This window comes from Paenibacillus sp. y28 (assembly GCF_037137075.1).
GTDB lineage: Bacteria > Bacillota > Bacilli > Paenibacillales > NBRC-103111 > JBBBNV01.
The window spans coordinates 635,603-657,184 of record NZ_JBBBNV010000001.1; the positions used below are offsets into that span (position 1 = coordinate 635,603).

The window sequence follows — 21,582 nt, forward strand, 5'->3', positions numbered from 1 at the left end:
TCCCCCTCTTTTCCCCTGGACGAAATCAGGACAACATCGATAAAAACTGTTGAACGGTTTGACCGCTTTGTTCCTTCGTTCGGCATATAATTAAAATGGTGTCATCCCCGCAAATCGTCCCCATAATCTCCGGCCATTCCAAGCTGTCAATCAGGGAGCCGATCGCATTAGCCGTTCCCGGGAGACACTTCATGACGACCAAGTTTTCGGTAAAATCAATATGTATAAAGTTATCATTTAAGCTTCGTTTCAGCTTTTGCAGCGGGTTAAAGCGCTGATCCGCCGGCAGGGAGTATTTATAACGCCCGTCGTCAAGCGGCACCTTCACCAAATGCAGCTCCTTAATATCCCGGGATACCGTTGCCTGGGTTACATGGAAGCCTGCACTGCGCAGCGCATCCACCAGCTCATCCTGTGTTTCAATTTCCCCCGTAGAAATAATTTGTCTGATTTTCATATGACGATGGCCTTTCATAAGCTCCTCCTATCAATTTCGAACTCAATTACATGAAGACTGTCCTCATCCGGGTCGATATATACGATACCCCGGGCCTCAGGAAACAGCAGTGCGTACATCAGCAGCCGATCCCGTATCGACTTCGCGTTCCATTCCATGACCTGGCTGGGCCGCGCAATGCGAACAACATAATACTGCCCGTTACGGGTTGCAAAAGCATCTACAATAATTCCGGCTGGCGGTAATTCCACTTCATCTACCGATACGGACACGGGCCATTTGATTTTGCCGCCGGTCACTTCGAAGCCATACTCCTCGAGCATCGCCGCCAGTTCCTCGCTGACATTCTCCAGGTTTCCTTCTGGCAACGAAACCCCAAGCCGATTCGATGTGAAGTAACGCCATAACCAGACTACAATTCCTGCTGTCAGCACCACGATGACAAACACGACAATCCATCCGTCGCCTTGATGCATGTCATCACCTCGCTACCTATTTCGCGATGACGGGCAAAATTCCTTCTTTTATGGGAACATTTATTTGCATTTTTGTTGAATAGGGCACTTTTACTCATCATTAATTTCTATATATAGTAATTATTAGCATCTACCTATTGATTTCTGTACTCCTCCAAATGGGATAGATTACGAATTTCAGGCTGATCAAATTTTTTGTAGCGTCATATGAAAAAACTCATCAACCTGAGATCAGGTCGATGAGTTCGGATGATGGGCAGCGCGCGCCTCCGCAACAACGCGTTCCGCTTCAGCCTGCCACACAGCCTCGTCCACTGCTTGAACGGGCTCCTGTGAATCAGGAAGGCGCAGACACACGAGAAATTCGATGTTGCCTTCACCGCCGGTAATCGGCGAGTATGTCAAGCCCTCGACTTGAAAGCCCGTATTTTGGGCAAAGCTCAAAATCATGTGGATGACTTCACGATGAACGGCAGCATCACGAACAACGCCCGTTTTGCCGACCTTCTCTCGCCCTGCCTCGAATTGGGGCTTGATCAGCGCCACAACCCGGCCTCCCGGCTGCAATATCGCAGCTAAGGGAGGAAGAATCAGCTTCAGGGAAATAAAGGACACATCGATGCTGGCAAAGGTCGGAAGCGGTCCATTTAGCTGTTCCGGCTTCATATACCGGAAGTTGGTGCGTTCCATAACCGTAACCCGCGGGTCTTTGCGCAGGGACCAATCCAATTGATTGTAGCCGACATCAACTGCATAAACATGACTGGCCCCATTCTGAAGCGCACAATCCGTAAAGCCGCCTGTGGACGAGCCAATATCGATCATAACCGCATCATTCAAATCCAGCCCGAATTGCTTCAAGGCCTTCTCCAGTTTCAAGCCTCCGCGGCTTACATAGGGATGAAGCGCTCCTTTTACGGTCAATTCAACTGTACGAGGCAGCTTCGTCCCGGCTTTTTCGATTTTCTCTCCATCCGCAAAAACAAGGCCAGCCATAATGGCGGCCTGTGCTTTTTCCCTGCTCTCGAACAGCTTCTGTTCTACCAGAAGCACGTCGATCCGGTCTTTTTTATCCGATGCATTCAAAGGTACGTTCTCCTTGCTGCTTCATAGTAGCGCCTATCCGGGCTATGCCCGTTGACGCTGGATTTTGGGCATCATTGCTTTGATTTCGTGAACAATCTGCTCCACGGTCAGCCCAATTTCAGCCCGCTGCTCCTTTACAGAGCCATGCTCGACGAAAACATCCGGTACACCGAGCGGCTTGACATGCAGGTCCGAAATATCGCGTTCAGCGTAAAATTCAAGCACACTGCTTCCAAATCCGCCTAAAAGCGAGCCTTCCTCCAGCGTCAAAATGTTCCGTCTCTCTTTAGCAAGCTGCATCAGCATTGCCTCATCCAGCGGCTTGATGAATCGGGCATTGATCACAAGCACATTCATGCCGTCCTTCTTCAAAATATCGGCTGCCTCTTCCGCAAGCTGAACCATCGGGCCGATCGCCAAAATCGCTGCGCCATCCCCTTCTCTGACAACATCCCAAGTCCCGATTGGCAGCGGCTGCAAGGCTTCATCAAGCTTCACCCCTACACCGTTCATACGCGGATAACGCACGGCAATCGGTCCATCATTGTATTCCATAGCCGTTTTGAGCATATGGCGCAATTCGTTCTCATCCTTCGGCATCATCAGCACCAGATTGGGCACATGGCGGAGGAATGCGATATCATAGACGCCCTGGTGCGTCTCGCCATCCGCACCCACGAATCCGGCGCGGTCAATGGCAAAGGCTACATTCAGATTTTGACGGCAAATATCGTGTACCACTTGATCGTAAGCCCGCTGCAGGAAGGTCGAATATACAGCAAACACCGGCTTGATGCCTTCCATGGCGAGCGCAGCACAGAGCGTTGCCGCATGCTGCTCGGCGATCCCTACGTCAATCATGCGATCAGGAAAAGCTGCCGCAAATTTAAGCAGCCCTGATCCCCCTGGCATCGCCGGGGTCACCGCAACAATCCGGGAATCCTGCTCTGCCAGCTCGATAAGCGTATTCCCGAATACCTCCGTATACATCGGCGGTCCCACCGCTTTTAAAACCTGTCCGGATTCTATTTTGTACGGGCTGATTCCGTGCCACGTATGCGAGTCCGCCTCAGCCGGCGAGTAGCCTTTCCCCTTGCGGGTAATGACATGGACAAGCACCGGACCGTCTACATTGTCAGCCTGCTTCAGAGCTTCCAGCAAAGCGGACAAATTATGGCCGTCAATCGGACCCAAATACGTCAGGCCGAATTCTTCAAACAGCATGCCGGAAACGAGCATGTACTTTAAGCTGTCTTTGACACGTTCCGCGGTTTTGGCCAGTGTGCCGCCAATTGCCGGGATTTTGCGCAGCAGGCCTTCCAGCTCTTCCTTGGCCTTCACATAATGACGATCCGACCGGATTCTGCCCAAATAGTTATGAAGCGCCCCGACATTGGGAGCGATGGACATTTCATTGTCATTCAAGATGACCATCATTTTACGCTTCTCGTGGCCGATATGGTTTAATGCCTCCAATGCCATACCGCCTGTGAGCGCGCCGTCACCGATAATGGCTACGACGCGGTTCGTTTCCTGCTTCAGATCACGGGCAAGCGCCATTCCCATTGCTGCGGAAAGCGACGTGCTGCTGTGTCCCGCTTCCCAGACATCGTGATCGCTCTCCGAGCGTTTAATAAATCCGCACAGTCCTTTGTACTTCCGCAGCGTATCGAAGCGATCCTTGCGGCCTGTCAATATTTTATGTACATACGACTGATGGCCGACGTCGAAAATAAACTTGTCCCGTGGGCTGTCAAATAAGTAATGAATTGCAAGAGTTAGTTCAACAACGCCCAGATTCGGAGCCAGGTGGCCTCCGGTTGCGGACAAATTTTCAATTAAAAAATCACGAATTTGCTGTGCCAGCGTTTCCAATTCGGAAATGGTCAGCGGCTTCAAATCTTCAGGCTGATTAATGCGATCAAGGAGCACGCTTGAACCCCCTTTTCCGTTATTTTTGTTATTGAAATGCGATTGTATGCTTCAATGAAAACGACCCGGCATGCCGTTGCTCTGCTAAACGCTCCTGAGCAGCATAGCGGGCCGTACATGATCTGAAATTAACCACCGTCATGCGCGCGCTTCACCACGTGCAGACTACCTCAATGATTCTTATGGGCTTATAACGCCTTGCCAATCATTATATCACATGCAGATGAAAACGCTCAATGGTCGACAAGCCGCTTGGTTTGGGCGTTTTCATCTGATATGATCGCCGAATGTTATTATTATAGCATCCTCAACTGCAATAAGCAGTTATAAAACAGTCTTAAGCGTCTGATAATGAAGTGACGGGATTAATGATCCCGGCGCATCAAAAACTCGGCAATTTGCAGTAATCGCTCCGGATAAGGCAAGTCGGCCTCAAGCAGCGCCTTCTGGGCTTCCGCGGTCAATTCTTTTACCTTGTCCTGAGATGCTTCTATCCCTATGAAATACGGATAAGTGACCTTTTGGTTTCCTTCATCGCTATGCACAGGCTTACCGAGCTTCGATTCGTCCCCGATCACATCCAGAATATCGTCCTGAATTTGAAAGGCGAGTCCAAGCGCAGTTCCAAACCGTTCAAGCGCAGCAAGGGTTGGGTCGCCTGCGCCCGCGATACGCGCACCGGCTTTTAACGAAAACACAATCAGGTCGCTCGTTTTGTGAAGGTGAATAAATTCAAGCTCATGAATGCTTGTTAAGCCCTGCTCCCCTTCCATATCCGCCACCTGACCGCCGACCATTCCTCTGGCGCCTGCCAGCTCAGCCAAATCGGCAACCACGGCAAGTACCCGTTCCGCTGGAACACCATGCTGAAGGGAAGCCTGAACAATGCTGTAGAACGCGTGTGTCAGCAAGCCGTCTCCGGCAAGTATCGCCATGGCTTCGCCAAAAACCTTATGATTGGTCGGTTTCCCTCTCCGAAAATCATCATTATCCATCGCGGGAAGATCATCGTGGATGAGGGAATATGTATGAATCATCTCAATCGCACAGGCTGCAGGCATCGCCGCCTCCAAACGTCCTCCCAATGCTTCCGCCGCAGCCAGCACCAAAATAGGACGAAGCCGTTTCCCTCCAGCATGAAGGGAGTAATCCATCGCTTCACGCAGCCTGGCAGGCACATTCCAGCTTGCAGGAACTGCTTGCCGCAGCGCCTGCTCCACTTCAGAAGCCTGATGTTTCAAGTATTGTTCGATCGATAATTGCTGAAGCATCGAAGTTACTCCTATCTATCGCTAGTATAATCATTGTACGCACTGAAATTATTCTGCGGGTGTAAACGGCTTGCGGGTTAAACCGCCGTTCTCTTCGATTAGCACTTCAATTTTTCGTTCCACCTGATCCAGCTTTTGTCCGCACAGCATAGAGAGCTTCATTCCTTCCTGGAACAGCTCAATCGCTTGCTCCAGCGGCACGTCTCCGCTTTCCAGATTGGCCACAATATGCTCCAGCTTGTCCATCGCCTGCTCAAAGCTCAGCTCAGCCGCTTCCTTGGGAACTTCCTTATTCGTTTCCTTGCTCATCTTCGTTCTCCTCCATAGACCAGACATGGCAATCCAGCCGTCCGTCCGCGAGCCTAATCTTGACAATATCGCCAAGCTGCACTTGTTTGGTCGATTTTATTAGCTGCTTTTGCTTTTCGTCATAGATAAGACTATACCCGCGGGACATGACCTTCAATGGACTAAGCGCATCCAGCTGCTTCAGCGCCATCGCATAACGCTGACCATAGTCCTTATGTGTCCTGCTTATTGCTTGTAACAGGCGCCGCTGAAGTGCGCCGCGCCGCTCATAGGCAAGCTCCAGCTTGGCAGCCGGGCTTGCCGCTGAAACACGCTGCTCCAGCAGCATCCGCTGCTGGCGGGAAGCCGCTGTCAGGGCGCGCATCCGGTAAACCAGCTGCTCCTGCAGACGGTCCAGACGCTCAGCAGGCTGCAGCAGCTGCTTTTGCGGCTGAGTCAAATACGGAGAGCGCCGCACCCGGGCAAGACGCTCCCTGCCGGCCTGCAGCTGGCGGGTCAGCCCGTTCTTGAGCCGCTGGCTATATTGCTGCAGCTGCTGCTTCAGCTCCAGATGGTGAGGAACGGCAAGCTCGGCCGCAGCAGTCGGCGTCGGCGCCCGCAAATCGGCTACGAAATCCGCAATGGTGAAATCTGTCTCGTGACCGACCGCAGATATGACGGGAAGCTGTGAACGGTGAATTGCCCGGGCTACGATTTCTTCGTTAAACGCCCACAGCTCCTCCAAGGAGCCGCCGCCTCGGCCCACAATCAGTACGTCAACCTCCGCTCGGCTGTTCATCGCTTCAATCGCCTTTGCGATCGAAGCTGCAGCTTGTGTTCCTTGAACTAGAACAGGGAACAAGAGCACCTGTACCGTCGGCATGCGCCGCTGCAGCGTCGTAATAATATCACGAACCGCCGCTCCGGTAGGGGAAGTAATAACACCTATCGCTTGCGGGATAGGCGGCAGCGGCTTTTTCCGTTCGGCCCGAAACAGCCCCTCCTCCTCCAAGCGCCGTTTCAGCTGCTCGAAGGCAAGGAAAAGGCTCCCAATTCCGTCCGGCTGCATCTGTGTCAAATACAATTGATACTGCCCGTCCCGCTCGTAAATCGACAAGCTGCCCCGGGCCAGCACCTTCATGCCCTCCTTGGGCATAAAAGCAAGCCTCGCATTATGCGAGGCGAACATGATGCATTTCATTCGGCTGGCTTCATCCTTAAGCGTGAAGTACATGTGGCCGCTGGAATGCCGGGTGAAATTGGAGATTTCCCCCCGCACCCAGACGTCCTGGAGCACTTGATCGCCTTCCAGCTTCATTTTAATGTAACGGGTTAATTCTTTTATCGATAAAATTGCATCCGGATTCCGGCTCATTGGGCACTACCCCTTAGGCCTTTACAGCAGCTTGATGAAGACGGCGGGCGGCTTCGAGCGTATTTTGCAGCAGCATCGTAATGGTCATCGGGCCGACAACACCCGGTACCGGAGTAATGACGCCGGCCGCTTCCTTCACATCGTCGAAATCCACATCCCCGCACAGCTTGCCGTTCTCGTCCCGATTCATTCCGACGTCAATAACAACCGCTCCCGGCTTAACAAAGCTGCGCTTAACGAATTTGGCCTTTCCGATCGCAACGACCAAAATATCCGCTTCCCGTGTAATTTCTTCCATATTGGCTGTTCTGGAATGACACACCGTTACTGTAGCATGTTCGCGAAGCAGCAGCAGCGCCATCGGTTTTCCGACGATATTGCTGCGTCCGATGACAACAGCCTTTTTGCCGGCTACACTGACGCCTGTCCGGCGCAAGATCTCCATAACCCCTGAAGGCGTACAAGGCAAGAAGCCGTCGTCTCCAATCATGAGGTTACCGACATTGATCGGGTGGAAGCAGTCGACGTCCTTATCCGCACGGATGGCATCGATAACCGCTTTCTCTTCAATATGCTTCGGCAGCGGAAGCTGCACGAGAATCCCGTGAATGTTGTCTGCGGCATTAAGCTGAGCAACCAGCTTAAGCAGCTCTTCCTGGGTCGTTTCTCCCGGCAAGCGGTGCACTTCGGAATAAATTCCGACCTCCTCGCACGACTTGGCCTTATTGCGAACATATACAGCCGATGCCTGATCATCTCCAACAAGAACGACAGCCAGTCCTGGCTTGACTCCTTGTCCGGTAAGCTCGCGGACTTCCTCTGCGATTTGGGCCCGTACGGACGGAATTAACTCTTTCCCGTTAATGATTTGTGCTGTCACCCTAAACGCCCCCTTGCGTCTTCTCTTTGATTTGATCCAGTTCCTTCAGCATTTTGCCAAGAACCCCGTTGACGAACTTGCCCGATTCTTCTGTTCCAAAATGCTTGGACAGCTCAATCGCCTCGTTTACCACAACCTTCGGCGGCACATCCTCACGGTAAATAAGCTCATAGGCAGCCAAACGGAGCACCTGCCGATCTACGCGGGACAAGCGATCCATTTTCCAGCCTTTTAAATATTGCGCCAGCGTATCGTCAATGTCCGCTTTACGCACCATTACACCTTCGACCAATTCCTGCACATACTGCTCCGAGATCGTGCTGCCGGCCACTTCCAGACCCGCTTCATTATCATGCTGCGCCTCTTCAATGGTGATGGCAATGGCTGCGCGCGCCCCCACTTCATTCATTTCCATTTGGTACAGGCTTTGCAGCGCCAGTTCCCTTGCCAGTCTGCGTTTCATGCTTATTTTTGCCCCCAGTTAAATTGTTCTTTGTAAACCGTCATCCACTGTGCCGCAGTCATAGAACTGCTGTTAAAGGCAAAAAGAGGACGCGCTCAGCGCCTCTCCTCCTTCAGCATTAGCGGAACATTCCCCACCGCTCGGACAGCCATCTGGCCGCGTCCTCCCAGGTAGGCAGACGCTGTCCCCGATCAACCCGCTTGCCGGCCTCATAACCGATGGCAAGCAGCGCCGCTACGATCAGCATATCCCAAAAACCGCTAATTAAATATATGAGCCCAAAAAACAGACCGCCGGCAACGCCAATACATTTGCCCCGATGGTGCTCCCACAATTCCTTCCACACTGGCAACACCTCTATTCCACCCTGCTCTTAAAGGTATTCGTCTGCAAAATATTCGCAACAAACACCGCTACGCCAGCTACCGGTATGCCTGTAATTTCTTCTACATGCAATTTAACGTTCCGCTGCACCTCTTCCGTTAAGTCCGGAATAGAGCTTTCCCCGTCAACTACGGCTCGAATCACAATATCAAGTCCGGAATCCGTTACATTGACGCGGGTTTTCAAATCCTTGACACCACGTACACGCCCGGCTGCTTTCAGCGCCAGATTCTCCACAGTCTCCAGCGAAATGCGGATGTCTCCGTAGTCTGTACGCTGATCAATCGACGGCGCTTGGCTGCGCCCGCGTCGTACAGTAATATAGAACATCCGCAAGCTGAGCAGCAGCATAACAACGGAAACAATAATCGTCGGATACGCGACAGACGGTTCAAGGTAAACTTTATCGAGCGCAAGAGATGAGGTCTCTTTCGGAATAATCGCAGAGGAGAGAAGCAGCACAGCAACTGAGATGACGCCTATAATAATGCTGTAAACAAATAACAGCAGCCTGTCCAACACTTTTGCCAACGTCAGGTCTCCTTCCACATCGTAGAGAAGCCCCCAGTACCGCTCAAGGCGGCAGGGGGTCTCGGGTTTATTCGTTATTTTACTCGATTTACCGGTGCTTCTTCTTCTTCAACCGGCTTCTCCGCCGCCTTGATATGAACATCATGCACATGAACATTCACTTCAACGACATGAAGGCCTGTCATAGATTCAATCGCGTTCTTGACGTTCTGCTGGATGCCGGAAGCAACCTCCGGAATCTTGGAGCCGAACTCAATAATAATGGAGACATCAACCGCAGCCTCGCGCTGGCCGACGTCAACCTTAACGCCTTTGGATAAATTTTTAAGTCCAAGCAATTCGGAAATCCCGCCTGCGAAGCCGCCGCTCATTCCAGCCACGCCCGGTACCTCTACAGTCGCCAAACCGGCAATAATTTCGATTACTTCAGGCGCAATTTGAATACTGCCCATTTCAGTTCTCACAAAATCAGGTGCCAATGTATTCATTGGGTCAAACACCTCCCTAATTTGTAGCCCGTCTCGTACTCATTACTATACCATTTCAATTAAAATATGACAAATATGTGTCCGCTATCCGTCTAAAATGGGATGAAATTCATACAAGAATGACGGGAATTTTTATCCTTCTACCATTATATCATGTTCTTCAAGAAACTTGATATCAAAATCGCCCTGATGGAACCGTACATTGTCCATCAGCTTCAAATGGAACGGGATGGTGGTATGCACGCCCTCTACTGCAAATTCACTAAGCGCCCGTTTCATGCGTGCGACAGCCTCTTCCCGGGTAGGCGCCCACACGATAAGCTTGGCGATCATGGAATCATAGTGAGGCGGAATGCTATAGCCCTGATAGGCGGCGCTGTCTACGCGCACACCCAGACCGCCTGGCGGCAAATAAAATTTGATTTGACCGGCGGAAGGCATAAAGTTCCGGCTTGGATCCTCCGCATTAATCCGGCATTCGATAGCCCAGCCATCGATAACGACGTCCTCCTGGGTGAATGAAAGCGGATTGCCTTCCGCAACGCGTATCATTTCCTTGATCAGGTCAACACCGGTTACCATCTCGGTTACCGGATGCTCCACCTGAATCCGCGTATTCATTTCCATAAAATAAAATTTCCCGTCCGGCCCAAGCAGAAACTCCAGTGTCCCGGCGCCGGAATAGTTCACGGCCTTCGCGGCACGAACAGCCGCCTCCCCCATCTCTTTGCGCACTTCCGGGGAAAGGATCGGGCAAGGCGCTTCCTCAACCAGCTTCTGGCGGCGGCGCTGTATCGAGCAGTCCCGCTCTCCGAGGTGGACAGCATTGCCATGCTTGTCCGCAATGATCTGGATTTCTACGTGCTTCATGCCGGTAAGGAATTTCTCCAGATAGACGCCAGCATTGCCGAACGCCTTCTCCGCTTCCTGCTGTGCGGCTGTAATCATATCGACCAGCTGTTCTTCGTTCTCAGCGATGCGGATGCCCTTGCCGCCTCCGCCCGCGGTCGCTTTAATGACCACAGGATAACCGATTTCCCGTCCGAGACGGATGGCTTCGTCCAAATCCTCTATCAGTCCGTCGGAGCCGGGAATGACAGGAACGCCCGCTTCCTTCATCGTCTGCTTGGCTACCGATTTGTCACCCATTTTGCTGATCGCCTCCGGCGACGGGCCAATAAAGGTAATGTTGCAGCTTTCGCATATTTCCGCAAAGTCAGCGTTCTCGGCGAGGAAGCCGTAGCCGGGATGAATCGCGTCCGCCTCCGTCAAGGTGGCGACACTCATCAGATTGGTGAAGTTCAGATAGCTGTCCTTCGAGAGTGCCGGACCGATACAGTACGCTTCATCAGCAAGCCGTACATGCAGCGCATCGCGATCCGCTTCGGAATAAACAGCCACCGAATAAATCCCCAGCTCGCGGCAGGCGCGAATTATGCGCACGGCGATTTCGCCGCGGTTGGCGATTAATACCTTATGAAACTTCATTGATTCTTCTTCCTCCCGTGCACACTACTCCGGCTTGACCAGGAACAGCGGCTGTCCGTATTCGACCAGTTGGCCGTTCTCCACTAAAATGTCCACAATCTCGCCCTTCACTTCGGCTTCCAGCGGATTCATCAGCTTCATTGCCTCTACGATGCAAACCACAGATTTTTCATGAACACGGTCCCCGGCCTGGACAAACGAGGCAGCTCCCGGAGATGGGGCGCTGTAGAACGTGCCGACCATAGGCGAAACGATTTTATGTAAGTTATCGTGTGCGGCAGCCTGCGGCTGAGCCGGCTCGCCAGCTCCCTCTGCAGTTACTTGAACGGCTTGTCCTGCCGGAATCGCCGTATGGGCCTGGGTAACCACAGGCGCATAAGCTTGCGGAGCTGCAGAAACAACAACAGATTCGGTTTTATTCGGTTTGCGAATCGACAGACGGGAGCCTTCATTCTCAATCTCCAGCTCCTGTACGGAGGTCTGATCCACAAGCTTAATCAGTTCCTTGATTTCACTCAACTTGAACATGCACTCACTCCTACGTTTTGGATAACCGCGACGTTGTTATTATAACATAAACGAAAGAAATGGAAAGAGTCCAGTTCCCCGGACCCTTTCCCACAGCTGCAGCCTCGATTAATTTACGTATTTCACGACAATTTTTTCAGGCCCGACGCCCATTTCCTTCATCACCTGATCTACAATGCTCACCGCCTGGCTTTTCTCCAGCTTCGCCGCCTGTACAACAACATTCCATTTGCCGTCTTCCTCCGACACGACCGCCTGGGCGAATTCCTGGGACAGGGTGCCCTCCAGATTATCGATTTTCTCCTGCATATCTTGAAGCTTCTGCAGCTCGGTCATCGCCTTATCCCGATCAATAGCCTGCTTGGTGTCAGTAATCAGCTTATACAAATTCTCGTACTTTTTATCCCATTCGTCGCTCCGCTTCATTTGAATCTGCGCGATATAATCGCCGCCTGTTTTGGCTGCGCTCTCCAGCTGCTTCAGCACCTGCGCATCCTTGGCTGATACGCCCTGGGAGCCGGAAGACGCCGCTGCACCGGTTGAGGCCGTGCCTGCCTTGCTCGCCGCACTGCCGGAAGCGCCGCTGCCCGTTCCGGTTGATGTGGAGGAGGCGTCTGTTTTGGCCGTGCTCTGAGTGCCTGCCGCCTGCTGCGAAGCTCCGGCTGCGCCGGTCGCCTTGCCTGCTTGCTCTGTGCCTGCTGCCGTCTGACCTGACGGGGCGCCCGGGGAATCCAGCTTTATCTCGTTTACTGTGACACTCTTGCCGTTCTGCGCGATATCGAAGTTTTTGACGTCGTCGGTAAATAAGTAATACGCCGAGAGAACCACCATCAGACTTAGCATGGATACGAGCCAAATCGTTTGCCGTTTGTTGTTCATTGCGCTTCCTCCTCAACATCCTTGGAATTTTCAACATGGTTTGTTGTTCGCCACATTTTTAGAGCGGCCCGGCTTCTCGGGAAGAAGCCATTTATTGTTTCCGCGGCAGCACCGAAACGCGGTGCGTCGGGACGTCGAGCCCGCGGGAGACCGCTTCGACGACCATCTTTTTCACAGTCAAATTCTCAGCCCCGACAGCTACGATAACAATGCCTCTGATTTTCGGCTGGATGCGCTTGACAATGACCGGCTGCTGTCCGCCCGATCCCTGCACCGTGACAACATCCTGGGTACGGCTCATATCCGTCACGGTTCGTTTGGTGCCGTTGTTATCATTCTCGTTCGTTACTTGCTGTGTATCCCGCGTGTTTTGCTGAACGACGATCTCCTCGCTGGTATCCAGAGTAATCAGCACCTCAACATCCCCGACCCCGACGATTTTTTGTAAAATTTCTTTTATTTTCAGCTGATAGACCGCCTCGGCATCTTTGAACTCCTGCGGCTGGCTTCCGCTCGCGCCGCCCGAGAAGGCCGGCTGCTCGGGATACGGGGGAGAAGCGCGGCTGTCCCCAAGGATGCTGAAATCCTGCTTGCTCCAGAATGAATTCATCAGCATCAGCGCCACTCCAATGAGGCCCAGCAGGAGCAGCCAGCGCAGGGTCGAGACCCGCTTTCCCCCGCCCGGTCCGCCGCCAAACCATTGTTCCATCCGTTTCCACCAATTTTGCATCGTCTCACCTCACCTGCTTCAGCTCTGCCTCATAGAGCAGCTTAATTTGATCCGGGCGGACCGGCCAGCCCGCGGCAATGCTTTGCCGCAGCTTCTCCTTGCTTTCGTTCTGCATTGCGGCGGCAGCAGGCTTCGACCTGCTCGATGCCTCACTCTGCACCTGCCTTGCTCCCGCATTCACCGGAGCGACAGGCGGTACAGGCGTGACAGGCTGCACCTGCGCCGCCCGGCTGCTCTCCTCTCTTGCTGTGCCAGATCGGTTATCTATGTCATAAAGGACGACCTGCACTTCAGCTACGCGCGGCTGTCCGTTTTTATCCAGCTCCGTTGTTACCTGAACCTGCTTAACACCCGGGTGTTCCGTCTCCAGGCCTTGTTGGATCGCTGTGGCCAGCTCCGTTTCCAGCAGCTTGCGGGCCTGCTCTCCGTTCCGCGCCTTCAGCTGTTCCGATTTGTCCAGAATGTCGGCAAGCTGCGTTTCTTTGAGCCCCATCCCTTCTTCCGTCCGTCCCGCTTGATCGATTTGCTGCATCGCCACGGCGATTTTCTGTTCGTCCCATTCCTGGCGAAATAAAGTCAGAACCGGAGTCAGCAGCGTCATCAGCAGAAGCAGGCCAAGCACCGTCCGTACATACCGCTGCATCTGATTCGTTGGCAGAAGCAGGTCGGCAAACCCCGCCAGCAAAAGCATTAAAATCAACTGCTTCAGCCATGCGCCAATCCATTCCATCATGGCTTCACCCTCCCCGGCCTCAACGCATCATCAGCGCCACATTTCCAGCCGCAATGAGCATCGTAATCGCCAGGAAAAACATAAGCCCCACAACGGCGAGCGCGGCAAACACATAAATCAGATTTTTCCCAATCACTTCCAGGCATCCGACGATAGGGCTTGTACCGAGGGGCTGCAGCACTGCAGCGGACAAATTATAAATCACCGCCAAGGTTAATATTTTGATCGCAGGAAAGGCGCAGAGGAAAATCAGAATCACTACGCCGGCCACACCGACCGCATTTTTGATCAATAGCGATGCGCCGATTACCGTGTCGGTCGCATCGGAGAACATCCGCCCGACAACCGGAACGAAATTGCTCGTCACGTATTTGGCAGTACGCAAGGTAACGCCGTCCGTTACCGCGCCGCCCGCCCCCTGTACAGTCAGCACACCGAGAAAAACGGTAACCAGCACCCCAAGTATTCCAACACTTACCGTCCGCATGAAATTCGCCAGCTGTGTCACCTTATACCGGTCGCTGAAGCTGCTGACAATGTGCAGCACGCCCGACAGAAACAAGAGCGGAAATACAACGACATAAATCAGTGTGCCGACCGCGTGAATCATAAACACAAACAACGGATGAAGCACGGCGACTGTCTGCAGGCTGCCCATCGAGGCCAGCATCGTGAGCAGCAGCGGCACCATCGCCATCATGAAATGAATCATGCCGGAAATGGCTGTTTTGGCGTATCCGATTGCAATACTGAAGCTGTTGACAGCAATAATCATTAAGACAAGATAGGCGATGGCATAGCCGATTTTGCTCACGGCATTTTTCTCAAAAGCGCTTTGCAGCGTTTCGAGCAGCATGCTGAATACAGTAAGAATAACAATCGACGCCAGCAGCTTGCCGCTAACCAGAATCTCATGCAGAAAGTAGTTTATAAATCCCCTAAGCAGCGAGCTGATGCTGAAGCCGTCTCCGCCGGGAACCAGCATATCCGTAAACGACGGTGTCCTGTTATCGGGGAAATAGCCCTTGTACTGCTGCATCAGCTTGTTCCAGTACTCCTCCACCTGGGCCGTATCCATCGACTGCGTCTGCTCCTTCACAAGCGGCTCGACGGCGCCCCCCTCAAATTGATTCTGGCTCGGTGCAGATGGCGCCATCGCCTCCGTTTGCCCTTGCCATAAACCGAACCAGAAGCAGAGCAGCATCAGCAGCACGAAGCTCAGCATCGGCCGCTCCTGCCGCATCGGCTTCCATGGAATAACGGGCGGGCTTTTGCCTCGCTGCATCACGCTCACCTCTCAAACGGGCAATAATTGAATTACTGTTTCAATAATGATGCTGATAATCGGAATGGCCATGACCATAATGAGGACTTTGCCGGCCAGCTCCACCTTGGAGGCTATCGATTCCTGGCCGGCATCCCGGATGATTTGTGCTCCAAACTCCGCAATGTAGGCAATACCGATAATTTTCAGGATCGTTTTCAGAAAAATCGTTTTAATTCCCGACGCCTGCGCAAGCTGCTCAAGAATTTCAATAATCGCTGATATTTTCTCGATCAGGAACAAGAAAATAAACAAACCGGTCACGGTAACGAGTAAAAAAGCGAACAGCGGCTTCTGCTCTTTCAAGATAAGCGTCAGCACCGTTACAATAAAGCCAAGGCCGACAATTTGAATAATCTCCATCGGCATTCACCTACTGGAACAGGAAGATCGTTTTGATTTCCTTGAACAAATCATCAAGCAGGCTTACCACCATAAACAGGACCACGACAAACCCGATGACCGTCACCCAGTGCGCCATATCTTCCTTGCCCATCGTTTTCAAAACGGTGTGAATCATCGCCACGATGATGCCAATTCCGGCGATTTGAAAGATGGCGTTGACATCTACATTCATTCATGGCACCCTCTCGCTTCACAGCCTCGCATGTCAATACATCAGCACAACCACAAGCGCGCCGATTAGCGCCCCCAAGCTTTTCCACATGCGCTCGTAACGCCGTTCTTCCTCCCGAGCCGCGGCCTCCTCCGCCTGAAGACGGCCGATAGCCAGCCGGACATGCTTCACCTGGTCCTCCCTGTCGGTCAATCCAAGCGTGCTGCCAAGCCGCAGCAAAATATCCAGCTCCCCCTGCTTAAGCGCAGTACCCGGCCATGCCCGCCGCAGCACGTCCCGCCATACCAGCGCCGCCGCATCGCCCTGCGGCCGCTCAAGCCGATCGGCCAATTGCTTCAACAGCAGGCCAAGCGGCTCCGGGGTATGGCCGGCAATGGTTGACAGCGCCTCCGGCAGCGGGGTGACTGCATATACAATCTCTGTTTCCAGACGCTGCAGAATCGAAATCCATTCCCGGAGCTGACGAGGCCGTGCGCTGTACTGAGCCGCCTTGGCAAATCCAATCAGCGTTGCCGCCATAAGTATAATTGCCGCCCCCAGCAGCTTTACCATTGGATTCCAGCCTGCTTTCCTGCATGAATCCGGTGCGGACCTATCTCCCCGCCGGCACCGCTGAGCACTGTATAGCTGCGGCTGGCTTCGTCTTCCCCGTGACGCCTTTGCCCGTGGCGATGGATCAGCACAATTCGGCCAAATAACGGCGGAACGAGCAGTTCCCGCAGAAACGGCCGTTCCATGGCCTCCTCGAAGCTGGACGCATGAGCCGTCGCGAGCAGGCGAATTCCTGCAGAAGCGGCATCCCGTATAGCCTGTACGTCTTCGGCCCGGCCGATCTCGTCAACCACGAGCACATCCGGCGACAACGAACGGAGCATCATCATCATCCCTTCCGCTTTGGGGCAGCCGTCCAGCACATCTGTGCGCGGGCCTACATCAAAGCGGGGAACCCCTTTGACGCACGCCGCGATTTCGGATCGCTCATCTACGATGCCTACCTTCAGGCCCGGCGGCCGCAAGCACTCGGCTGGCTGCTCCTGCCTCCGGTGTCCGGTGCTTATACGAAAGGAAGGACCCATCGGGGCGGTGCGGGCTGAATTTGCCTGATCTGCCTGTTCTGACTGCCACCCCCCGCTGCTGATCATCCGGGCCAAGTCGCGAAGAAGCGTCGTCTTGCCCAACTGCGGCGGCGATAAGACCAAGGTATGATGCACGCTGCAGTGCGCCTCATCCCACAGAACGGGCAATACAGACTGACCGATGCCCAGCCGCTGACGGGCAATCCGCAGATTAAAGCTTGAAATGTCCCGGATCAGCTTGACTTGTCCGTGCTCGAGCACCGTTCTGCCGCCAAGGCCGATACGATGTCCGCCTTCGATCGTAATGTAGCCGCGCCGAAGCTCCTCCTCAAACGTATAGAGCGAATGCTTCGTCACCCGCTCCAGCAATTGCCGGATATCTTCCCGGGTAACCCGGTAGGCCCTGTCAGGCTCGATGAGAAGCTCTCCTTGCGGGGATACGAAGCGGTAGCCGGCGGCATCAATCAACTCCAGCGGACGATTCTCGCGGATACGAATTTCCTCCATCGAAGCGAGTACACTTGCAGGAAGGCGCAGCAGCAGCGGATGCAAGGGCTGCGGCAAAAGCGCAAGCAACGTCTCCATGCCTTCTCCCCCATTTCCCCAAGTTGTCCGTTGTTATATCCATATGTATGCTTGGCCGACGAAATTATGACTTGTACACTATTTTTTCAGAATGCCGATAAAAATACAGCTGACGCCCAGCAGCACCCACAGCAGCTTGCTAAACGAGAGCTTGTCGGCCAAATGAATCATCCCCACGGCGGTAACGCCGATGAAAATGAGCGGACCGACTAACGCCAGGCTGGAATTGACCAGAAGCGCTTTATCGACCTGATTGAACCGGTAAATCAAATAGGCGGCCGTCAGCTCAATGCTCCCGGACAGCACACGCAATAACGCCATCGCCAGCACCGCTTTGTCCATCCCTCTTCCTCCCTTCACTTCCTTATCTGTGCTTCATTTGTATGCGGACCGGCTTCAATTTAGATTTATCTTCTGCTGCGGCACGGCAAGAACTTCACGTAAACCCCAACATCAGCGCTGCGTCCACCAAGGCGGCCGGGCCGCTGGGCACCTCCCCAGCCGACACTGCATATATTGCTCACAGATTTAAAAGTCCGGTGAATCCTGGCTTCGGGACGAAAGCAGCCGCGCGCCGGCAAAAGCATCTGCCTTCCTAGTGCTGCAAGCAGAAGCTTCTCGTCTCAAGCCCATTCCCTGGCGATTACCACCACTACAAGTAAGGAGACTGGATATGGATTTAACCTCCTGCTTCACCTGGCAAAACGAACTCTGTGACCCGAGCGGAATACGGGCCGCCAAGCCCCGCAAAACAGGACTCACGATGGTCATTGACAAGGGACTCGGCCTGCATGCTTTCAAGGATATGCTGCAGAGCGCAGCGTCACATATTGATTTGATCAAAATCGGATTCGGCACTTCGCCCCTTTATCCGGCCTCCCTGCTCCGTCACAAGCTTCAGCTTGCCGCAGAGCATCAGATTTGCGTCTTTCCCGGCGGGACCTTCCTGGAGGTTGCGGTACGCCAGCAGGCTGTTCCCGCTTTTTTTGACAATTTGCTGCAGTTTGGCTTCACCGGCGTAGAAATATCGGACGGCACCATTGAAATGGAACGTTCTCTGCGGAGCCGGCTCATCCGGCGGGGAAGCGAGGAAGGCCTGCGTGTGTTTACCGAGTACGGAAAGAAGCTGCAGGGCTCTGCGATAGAGCTGAACACACTGGGCGAAACGGTTGAATTGGACCTGTCGCTTGGAGCAGAGCTGGTCACAATCGAAGGCAGGGAATCCGGCAGCGGCGTGGGGATTTATGATACACAAGGGGAGTGCAATCAGGAGCTGGTGTTCCGGATCCTGGAACAAATTCCGCAAAGTGACCACTTGCTGTGGGAGGCCCCGAATAAAAGCGGACAGGTGCAGCTGATTAAGTCTGTTGGCGCGGATGTTAGTTTAGGCAACATTTCTCCGCAGGACGTCTTCTCTCTGGAAGCCCTCCGGCGAGGACTTCGGGCGGACACATTCGATCTGGGGCATGTGGAGCCGGAACTGACCTATGAAATATAGCTGGAAAATCGGCCGAAGGAGGGTGGCTGTCTCATGAATGTTCATGTTGTCTCCGGCGTGGACGGTATACGAAGTGACACGCTGCAGCACCGAACGGCCGTCGTCATTGATGTGCTGCGGGGCACTAGCGTGATGGTCACTGCCTTGGAGCACGGCTGCCGGGCCATTGTGCCAGTGGAAACCGTTCATCAGGCGAAGCTGCTGCAGGAGCCGGGCGATTTGCTTGGCGGAGAGCGCTTCTGCCGCAAAATCGCCGGTTTCGACTTTGGCAACTCCCCGTTGGAATACCACAGCCCGGAGCTTGCGGGGCGCAAGCTGATTTTGACGACAACCAACGGCACACGTGCACTGCATAAATGCAAGCCGGCCGCCCACATCCTTGCAGCCTCGCTGCTGAATGTTACGGCCTGCGCCGCTTATATTATGGAACTGAAGCGGGATGTGGTGCTGATTTGCGCCGGGACCAATGATGAATTTGCGTTCGAGGACGGCTTATGCGCAGGCATGCTGCTGGAGGAGCTGCGCCGGCTAGGGCTTGACTTGGAAAATATGGATGACCTGGGCACCATGCTGCATCGCGCTTACCTCCAGTGCGCTCCGCAGCTTGAAGCCATGCTGCTTGCCTGCTCCAACGGACGCAAGCTGTCTCGTCTCGGCTTTGAGAAGGATGTGCTGTTTTGCGCCCAAACTAGCCGCTGGAGCACGGTGCCTGCAGTGAAGGATGGCTTGCTGCTGCGCGCGCTCCCCGGTTCTAAATCTTGTCCCCCTTCATACAATGAAAGCAAACCGTATTGAAAGGACAGGGATAGGCTGATGAATGGAGAACTGCTGCTCGTCATACTGATTGTCATCGGGCTTATTGGACGCTCCCACATTATTACGACTGCGGCATGCATTCTGCTCATCATGAAGCTGATTCACCTGGAGCGGTTCTTGCCGACCGTAGAACGGCGCAGCCTGGAGATTGGCCTGCTGTTTCTGATGATGGGTGTCTTGGTTCCGTTCGCGAGCGAACGAATCACATACAAAGATTTGATGTCGGTCTTTACATCATGGCCGGGGATATTGGCTTTGGCCGGGGGCGCTATTGCAACCTACATGAACGGCAAAGGGCTGGCCCTATTAAAAATAGACCCACAATTAATTGTGGGTCTTGTTATTGGTTCCATATTTGGCATTATCTTCTTGCGCGGAATTCCGGTCGGTCCGTTGATGGCCGCCGGAATTACAGCGCTGCTGATGAAAATCGCCAGTTATTTGGCCGGGAAAATTTAGCGGCGTTCCGACGGTCCGCCTACATACGCCTGATTGTCTGTATCCAGGTCATATGCGGTATGCAGCGCGCGGACAACATCCTGCAAATGTACGCTGCCAATCACGCATGAGCATTTGATTTCCGAGGTGCTAACCATGTTGATGCTGACGCCCAGGGAAGAAATCGTATCGAACATTTTGGCTGCAACACCCGGGTTGCTGACCATGCCCGCCCCAACGATGGACACCTTCACAAGGTCCGTCTCGGAGGTCGCTTCCTTAAAGCCTACCGATGATTTAATGCCTTCAATGACGGAAATCGCTTTGTCCGCATCGGACAACGAAACGGTGAACGAGAAATCTGCTGCGCCGTCGCGAACTCCGCTTTGCACGATGATGTCCACGTCAATTTTTTGATCCGCCAGCGCGTTGAACACCTTGGCAAGCTGACCCGGCTTCTCTTCTACGCCCAAAATGCTGATGCGGGCCACATTTTTATCATAGGCGATGCCGCGGACGACAACTCCCTGCTCCATGACTGCTTCCTCCTTCACTAACGTGCCTTCATTTTTGGTGAAGCTCGAACGAACAACGAGATTCACATTATAATGCTTCGCGTATTCCACGGCGCGCGGATGCAGCACAGCCGCACCCAAATTGGCAAGCTCCAGCATCTCATCATACGAGATTTCATTCAGCTTGCGGGCAACCTTAACCACACGGGGGTCGGTTGAATAGACGCCGTCCACGTCTGTATAAATTTCGCACAAATCCGCCTTAATCGCTGCCGCCAGAGCAACGGCCGTTGTGTCGGAGCCGCCGCGGCCGAGTGTCGTAATTTCTCCGTCTTCCGTCATTCCCTGAAAGCCTGCAACGACCACGACATTGCCCTGATCCAGCGCGGTGTGGACACGCTCAGGACGAATATCCGAAATTCGCGCTTTTCCGTGCACCGCTTCCGTAATCATGCCGACCTGCCAGCCGGTAAAGGATTTGGCCTGATGGCCCAGCTTATGAATCGCCATGGAAAGGAGAGCGACTGACACTTGCTCCCCAGTTGAGAGCAGCATATCCATCTCCCGCGCCGAAGGCGTTTCGGGAGCGATTTTCTCAGCTAAATCGATTAAATCATCAGTTGTATCTCCCATTGCGGAAACGACGACCACGATTTGATTCCCTTCCAGCTTACGTTCCACAATGCGGTTTGCTACTCGGTTCATACGTTCGGCATCACCAACGGAGCTGCCGCCAAACTTCATAACGATTAGAGACAAACGGG

The 21,582-nt window shown here is 53.5% G+C and carries 27 protein-coding genes; 3 read left to right on the plus strand and 24 right to left on the minus strand.

The features are described from left to right. Positions 1-25: 25 nt before the first annotated feature. The 23 genes from ahrC to WBG83_RS03045 form a co-directional block, all read right to left on the minus strand. Positions 26-475, minus strand: a complete 450-nt coding sequence (gene ahrC, locus WBG83_RS02935; protein WP_336742504.1) for a transcriptional regulator AhrC/ArgR — start codon at positions 473-475, stop codon at positions 26-28. Then, the gene (locus WBG83_RS02940) at positions 472-933 is read right to left on the minus strand and encodes a hypothetical protein (RefSeq protein WP_336742505.1); all 462 of its coding nucleotides are present in this window, start codon (positions 931-933) and stop codon (positions 472-474) included. Before WBG83_RS02940 ends, ahrC begins: the two co-directional genes overlap by 4 nt. Before the next feature lie 231 nt (positions 934-1,164). Further along, positions 1,165-2,019: a TlyA family RNA methyltransferase gene (locus tag WBG83_RS02945; RefSeq protein WP_336742507.1), complete on the minus strand. Its 855-nt coding sequence runs from the start codon at positions 2,017-2,019 to the stop codon at positions 1,165-1,167. Positions 2,020-2,061: 42 nt separating this feature from the next. Then, a complete protein-coding gene (gene dxs / locus WBG83_RS02950) occupies positions 2,062-3,951 on the minus strand; it encodes a 1-deoxy-D-xylulose-5-phosphate synthase (RefSeq protein ID WP_336742509.1) in 1,890 nt (629 codons plus the stop codon). Positions 3,952-4,316: 365 nt separating this feature from the next. Then, complete coding sequence (locus tag WBG83_RS02955) at positions 4,317-5,222, minus strand: polyprenyl synthetase family protein (RefSeq protein ID WP_336742512.1); 906 nt, start codon at positions 5,220-5,222, stop codon at positions 4,317-4,319. A gap of 48 nt (positions 5,223-5,270) precedes the next feature. Then, entirely contained in the window at positions 5,271-5,531 is a 261-nt protein-coding gene (gene xseB / locus WBG83_RS02960; RefSeq protein WP_336742514.1) for an exodeoxyribonuclease VII small subunit, read from the minus strand. After that, on the minus strand, positions 5,512-6,885 hold the full coding sequence (gene xseA, locus WBG83_RS02965; protein ID WP_336742516.1) for an exodeoxyribonuclease VII large subunit: 1,374 nt from the start codon (positions 6,883-6,885) through the stop codon (positions 5,512-5,514). The genes xseB and xseA overlap by 20 nt, the downstream gene beginning before the upstream one ends. 13 nt (positions 6,886-6,898) lie before the next feature. Then, on the minus strand, positions 6,899-7,765 hold the full coding sequence (gene folD, locus WBG83_RS02970; protein ID WP_336742517.1) for a bifunctional methylenetetrahydrofolate dehydrogenase/methenyltetrahydrofolate cyclohydrolase FolD: 867 nt from the start codon (positions 7,763-7,765) through the stop codon (positions 6,899-6,901). Position 7,766: 1 nt separating this feature from the next. Beyond that, positions 7,767-8,228 (minus strand): transcription antitermination factor NusB, encoded by a 462-nt coding sequence (nusB, locus tag WBG83_RS02975; protein WP_336742519.1) that lies wholly within the window; start codon positions 8,226-8,228, stop codon positions 7,767-7,769. Between the two features lie 118 nt (positions 8,229-8,346). Next, positions 8,347-8,583 (minus strand): DUF2273 domain-containing protein, encoded by a 237-nt coding sequence (locus WBG83_RS02980; protein ID WP_336742521.1) that lies wholly within the window; start codon positions 8,581-8,583, stop codon positions 8,347-8,349. 2 nt (positions 8,584-8,585) lie between these two features. Then, complete coding sequence (amaP, locus tag WBG83_RS02985) at positions 8,586-9,143, minus strand: alkaline shock response membrane anchor protein AmaP (protein ID WP_336742523.1); 558 nt, start codon at positions 9,141-9,143, stop codon at positions 8,586-8,588. 74 nt (positions 9,144-9,217) lie between these two features. Continuing rightward, positions 9,218-9,631: an Asp23/Gls24 family envelope stress response protein gene (locus WBG83_RS02990; protein ID WP_336742525.1), complete on the minus strand. Its 414-nt coding sequence runs from the start codon at positions 9,629-9,631 to the stop codon at positions 9,218-9,220. 132 nt (positions 9,632-9,763) lie between these two features. Further along, a complete protein-coding gene (accC, locus tag WBG83_RS02995; protein ID WP_336742527.1) occupies positions 9,764-11,119 on the minus strand; it encodes an acetyl-CoA carboxylase biotin carboxylase subunit in 1,356 nt (451 codons plus the stop codon). A 24-nt stretch (positions 11,120-11,143) separates the two neighbouring features. Then, complete coding sequence (gene accB / locus WBG83_RS03000; protein WP_336742529.1) at positions 11,144-11,647, minus strand: acetyl-CoA carboxylase biotin carboxyl carrier protein; 504 nt, start codon at positions 11,645-11,647, stop codon at positions 11,144-11,146. 108 nt (positions 11,648-11,755) lie between these two features. Beyond that, complete coding sequence (locus WBG83_RS03005; protein ID WP_336742530.1) at positions 11,756-12,526, minus strand: SpoIIIAH-like family protein; 771 nt, start codon at positions 12,524-12,526, stop codon at positions 11,756-11,758. A 91-nt stretch (positions 12,527-12,617) separates the two neighbouring features. Continuing rightward, positions 12,618-13,256, minus strand: a complete 639-nt coding sequence (spoIIIAG, locus tag WBG83_RS03010) for a stage III sporulation protein AG (RefSeq protein ID WP_336742532.1) — start codon at positions 13,254-13,256, stop codon at positions 12,618-12,620. A 4-nt stretch (positions 13,257-13,260) separates the two neighbouring features. Then, the gene (gene spoIIIAF / locus WBG83_RS03015) at positions 13,261-13,989 is read right to left on the minus strand and encodes a stage III sporulation protein AF (RefSeq protein ID WP_336742534.1); all 729 of its coding nucleotides are present in this window, start codon (positions 13,987-13,989) and stop codon (positions 13,261-13,263) included. A gap of 19 nt (positions 13,990-14,008) precedes the next feature. Beyond that, the gene (gene spoIIIAE / locus WBG83_RS03020) at positions 14,009-15,274 is read right to left on the minus strand and encodes a stage III sporulation protein AE (protein ID WP_336742536.1); all 1,266 of its coding nucleotides are present in this window, start codon (positions 15,272-15,274) and stop codon (positions 14,009-14,011) included. Between the two features lie 12 nt (positions 15,275-15,286). Next, positions 15,287-15,676: a stage III sporulation protein AD gene (gene spoIIIAD, locus WBG83_RS03025; protein WP_336742538.1), complete on the minus strand. Its 390-nt coding sequence runs from the start codon at positions 15,674-15,676 to the stop codon at positions 15,287-15,289. Positions 15,677-15,686: 10 nt separating this feature from the next. Next, the gene (spoIIIAC, locus tag WBG83_RS03030) at positions 15,687-15,890 is read right to left on the minus strand and encodes a stage III sporulation protein AC (protein ID WP_336742540.1); all 204 of its coding nucleotides are present in this window, start codon (positions 15,888-15,890) and stop codon (positions 15,687-15,689) included. Positions 15,891-15,923: 33 nt separating this feature from the next. After that, positions 15,924-16,442: a stage III sporulation protein SpoIIIAB gene (spoIIIAB, locus tag WBG83_RS03035; protein WP_336742541.1), complete on the minus strand. Its 519-nt coding sequence runs from the start codon at positions 16,440-16,442 to the stop codon at positions 15,924-15,926. Further along, positions 16,436-17,551, minus strand: coding sequence for a stage III sporulation protein AA (locus WBG83_RS03040; protein WP_336742543.1), 1,116 nt, complete (start codon positions 17,549-17,551; stop codon positions 16,436-16,438). The genes spoIIIAB and WBG83_RS03040 overlap by 7 nt, the downstream gene beginning before the upstream one ends. A 78-nt stretch (positions 17,552-17,629) precedes the next feature. Then, a complete protein-coding gene (locus tag WBG83_RS03045) occupies positions 17,630-17,893 on the minus strand; it encodes a YqhV family protein (protein ID WP_336742545.1) in 264 nt (87 codons plus the stop codon). Between the two features lie 331 nt (positions 17,894-18,224). Here WBG83_RS03045 and WBG83_RS03050 point away from each other — a divergent pair, with 331 nt between their 5' ends. Genes WBG83_RS03050 through WBG83_RS03060 form a run of 3 tightly spaced genes read left to right on the plus strand, consistent with a single transcriptional unit; the run spans position 18,225 to position 20,324 of the window. After that, positions 18,225-19,049: a phosphosulfolactate synthase gene (locus WBG83_RS03050; RefSeq protein WP_336742547.1), complete on the plus strand. Its 825-nt coding sequence runs from the start codon at positions 18,225-18,227 to the stop codon at positions 19,047-19,049. 33 nt (positions 19,050-19,082) lie between these two features. Beyond that, positions 19,083-19,844 carry a 2-phosphosulfolactate phosphatase gene (locus tag WBG83_RS03055; RefSeq protein ID WP_336742549.1) on the plus strand — a complete coding sequence of 254 codons (762 nt, stop codon included), beginning with the start codon at positions 19,083-19,085 and terminating at the stop codon, positions 19,842-19,844. Positions 19,845-19,862: 18 nt separating this feature from the next. Beyond that, entirely contained in the window at positions 19,863-20,324 is a 462-nt protein-coding gene (locus WBG83_RS03060; RefSeq protein ID WP_336742551.1) for a DUF441 domain-containing protein, read from the plus strand. Here WBG83_RS03060 and WBG83_RS03065 read toward each other — a convergent pair. Further along, the gene (locus WBG83_RS03065) at positions 20,321-21,577 is read right to left on the minus strand and encodes an aspartate kinase (RefSeq protein ID WP_336742553.1); all 1,257 of its coding nucleotides are present in this window, start codon (positions 21,575-21,577) and stop codon (positions 20,321-20,323) included. The genes WBG83_RS03060 and WBG83_RS03065 overlap by 4 nt on opposite strands. Between the last annotated feature and the right edge of the window lie 5 nt (positions 21,578-21,582).

Excerpts from the sequence above, each read along its gene's own strand:
- xseA (WP_336742516.1), bottom strand. The coding sequence starts at position 6,885 with ATGAGCCGGAATCCGGATGCAATTTTATCGATAAAAGAATTAACCCGT.
- accB (WP_336742529.1), bottom strand. The coding sequence starts at position 11,647 with ATGTTCAAGTTGAGTGAAATCAAGGAACTGATTAAGCTTGTGGATCAG.
- nusB (WP_336742519.1), bottom strand. The coding sequence starts at position 8,228 with ATGAAACGCAGACTGGCAAGGGAACTGGCGCTGCAAAGCCTGTACCAA.
- WBG83_RS03060 (WP_336742551.1), top strand. The coding sequence starts at position 19,863 with ATGAATGGAGAACTGCTGCTCGTCATACTGATTGTCATCGGGCTTATT.
- accC (WP_336742527.1), bottom strand. The coding sequence starts at position 11,119 with ATGAAGTTTCATAAGGTATTAATCGCCAACCGCGGCGAAATCGCCGTG.
- spoIIIAD (WP_336742538.1), bottom strand. The coding sequence starts at position 15,676 with ATGGAGATTATTCAAATTGTCGGCCTTGGCTTTATTGTAACGGTGCTG.
- xseB (WP_336742514.1), bottom strand. The coding sequence starts at position 5,531 with ATGAGCAAGGAAACGAATAAGGAAGTTCCCAAGGAAGCGGCTGAGCTG.
- ahrC (WP_336742504.1), bottom strand. The coding sequence starts at position 475 with ATGAAAGGCCATCGTCATATGAAAATCAGACAAATTATTTCTACGGGG.
- WBG83_RS03040 (WP_336742543.1), bottom strand. The coding sequence starts at position 17,551 with ATGGAGACGTTGCTTGCGCTTTTGCCGCAGCCCTTGCATCCGCTGCTG.
- spoIIIAF (WP_336742534.1), bottom strand. The coding sequence starts at position 13,989 with ATGATGGAATGGATTGGCGCATGGCTGAAGCAGTTGATTTTAATGCTT.
- WBG83_RS03045 (WP_336742545.1), bottom strand. The coding sequence starts at position 17,893 with ATGGACAAAGCGGTGCTGGCGATGGCGTTATTGCGTGTGCTGTCCGGG.
- spoIIIAE (WP_336742536.1), bottom strand. The coding sequence starts at position 15,274 with ATGCAGCGAGGCAAAAGCCCGCCCGTTATTCCATGGAAGCCGATGCGG.
- WBG83_RS02940 (WP_336742505.1), bottom strand. The coding sequence starts at position 933 with ATGCATCAAGGCGACGGATGGATTGTCGTGTTTGTCATCGTGGTGCTG.
- spoIIIAG (WP_336742532.1), bottom strand. The coding sequence starts at position 13,256 with ATGCAAAATTGGTGGAAACGGATGGAACAATGGTTTGGCGGCGGACCG.
- WBG83_RS02955 (WP_336742512.1), bottom strand. The coding sequence starts at position 5,222 with ATGCTTCAGCAATTATCGATCGAACAATACTTGAAACATCAGGCTTCT.
- WBG83_RS03050 (WP_336742547.1), top strand. The coding sequence starts at position 18,225 with ATGGATTTAACCTCCTGCTTCACCTGGCAAAACGAACTCTGTGACCCG.
- spoIIIAB (WP_336742541.1), bottom strand. The coding sequence starts at position 16,442 with ATGGTAAAGCTGCTGGGGGCGGCAATTATACTTATGGCGGCAACGCTG.
- spoIIIAC (WP_336742540.1), bottom strand. The coding sequence starts at position 15,890 with ATGAATGTAGATGTCAACGCCATCTTTCAAATCGCCGGAATTGGCATC.
- WBG83_RS02990 (WP_336742525.1), bottom strand. The coding sequence starts at position 9,631 with ATGAATACATTGGCACCTGATTTTGTGAGAACTGAAATGGGCAGTATT.
- WBG83_RS03055 (WP_336742549.1), top strand. The coding sequence starts at position 19,083 with ATGAATGTTCATGTTGTCTCCGGCGTGGACGGTATACGAAGTGACACG.
- WBG83_RS03005 (WP_336742530.1), bottom strand. The coding sequence starts at position 12,526 with ATGAACAACAAACGGCAAACGATTTGGCTCGTATCCATGCTAAGTCTG.